The sequence below is a fragment of the Streptococcus acidominimus genome, from assembly GCF_001921825.1.
GTDB classification, from domain to species: Bacteria; Bacillota; Bacilli; order Lactobacillales; family Streptococcaceae; genus Streptococcus; species Streptococcus acidominimus.
The window spans coordinates 1-1,489 of the sequence record NZ_MSJL01000104.1; the positions used below are offsets into that span (position 1 = coordinate 1).

1 protein-coding gene and 2 pseudogenes are annotated in these 1,489 nt (G+C 33.4%); 2 read left to right on the forward strand and 1 reads right to left on the reverse strand.

Translation table 11 applies throughout. The features are described 5' to 3' along the window. The first annotated feature begins 632 nt into the window (after positions 1-632). Together relB and BU200_RS10495 are read left to right on the forward strand one after the other, a co-directional pair. On the forward strand, positions 633-923 hold the full coding sequence (relB, locus tag BU200_RS10490; protein ID WP_075100053.1) for a type II toxin-antitoxin system RelB/ParD family antitoxin: 291 nt from the start codon (positions 633-635) through the stop codon (positions 921-923). Then, positions 910-1,258, forward strand: a pseudogene (locus BU200_RS10495) (type II toxin-antitoxin system RelE/ParE family toxin). Before relB ends, BU200_RS10495 begins: the two are co-directional and overlap by 14 nt. Positions 1,259-1,378: 120 nt before the next feature. On the opposite strand, the pseudogene BU200_RS11055 reads toward BU200_RS10495, so the two are convergent. Next, a pseudogene (locus BU200_RS11055) lies at positions 1,379-1,489 on the reverse strand (IS5/IS1182 family transposase); the annotation flags it as partial.

Below are 1,489 nucleotides of genomic sequence, written 5' to 3' on the forward strand. Positions count from 1 at the left end.
ATCCAAACGTTCTAAGGGATTGCCTTTCTCTGATAGTTTTGACAAGATTTTTTCATCGTCTGTGAATAAATGCATGACAGATCTCCTCATTACTTTTTATTCTATTATCTCATTTTGGGGAAATTTAGGAAGTTTTTAGAGGTCTCCTTTTAAATAATTTATTTTTCAAAAAAACATTAGATAATGATAAAAATATTTACTATCTTTCTTTCATTAGTCAATATCAACTTCAAAGTATTTTGGCTTTAAACCTTTCAAATCTTTTAGAAAAACCAATCAGACTGGATACACGTACAGACAGTGTAGAAAATAATCCTCTATTCCACTATTATTGTGATATGACTGAAATTACAAATTATTATCTCAATAATAACCAAAAATCAGTCGTACCTTTACATGTACCAGCCTGTCCATGGGATATAGATATAGATGATGATAGTTTAGATAATTCCTAAACATGATATAGCTAACGAAATAACCATCATACTAAGAATTGAACCTTGAAAAGGGGCTAAAAAGGCTATATACAGAGGAAATATCAGTATAGACATAAAAAACATATACACGACCGAATATACGAGACTATACAAATATAGTTTAAAGTGTTATAATACCTTTAAGGAGGTGCTACTATGCACACTTTAGAAAAAAATACGCAGGTCAACTTTAAAACGAACAGCGATTTACTAGAAAAAGCTAAAGCCATTATCTCAGCCCAAAACCTTGATATGACAGCTAGCTTTAATTTATTTTTAGAAAATATCGTACAAAATAAAGCCTTACCTTTTGAAACTGATACTGATAAAGAACGGGCTAAATTACTTGCAGACTTACGCGCTGAAACTGCAAAAAGTTTTGACGATTTAGAACAGGGACGGGTGTATAACACTAGTGAAGTGAGGGCTAATCTTGGTATCCGATGAGAAACTCTATAGTCTTATTATTCCCCGAAACCGTGCAAGAACAGCTAAGAGCTATAAAAAGCTACATTGAAATGACATACTTTTCAGAACAGGCTGGAGCTAACACCGTCAACAATATTCTTTGCGGACTGGAACGCCTTGGAGTTTTTCCACAAGCAGGTTTTAACGCAGACGAGAGAGTAGGAAAACCCATTTATCCACCTTATAATACCCGTTGCATTGTTTTAGGAGACTACCTCGCTTTTTATCACATCTTAGAAGATAGAAAAGCCGTTTTTGTATCTAACATTATCCATAGCAAGCAAGACTATATCAGACTATTTAAGAAAAAATAAACGCCTTTAAAAGGGCGTTTTTTTGTTACAGTCGTATACAACAATGAAATTTTAGGTAGCTATTGCTCACCTCTGTAAGTGGGGGTTTTTATCATTTTTCACAATAGACTTGTTCGGTAACTACTTGGTTTCAAAATTAATAATCCCACAAATTAACTCAGCACGTATTTCAAAACGTTTTCTCCGACCACGATAGTCTTGTTTCATGATTTGAAAAGTCTTAAACTTCGC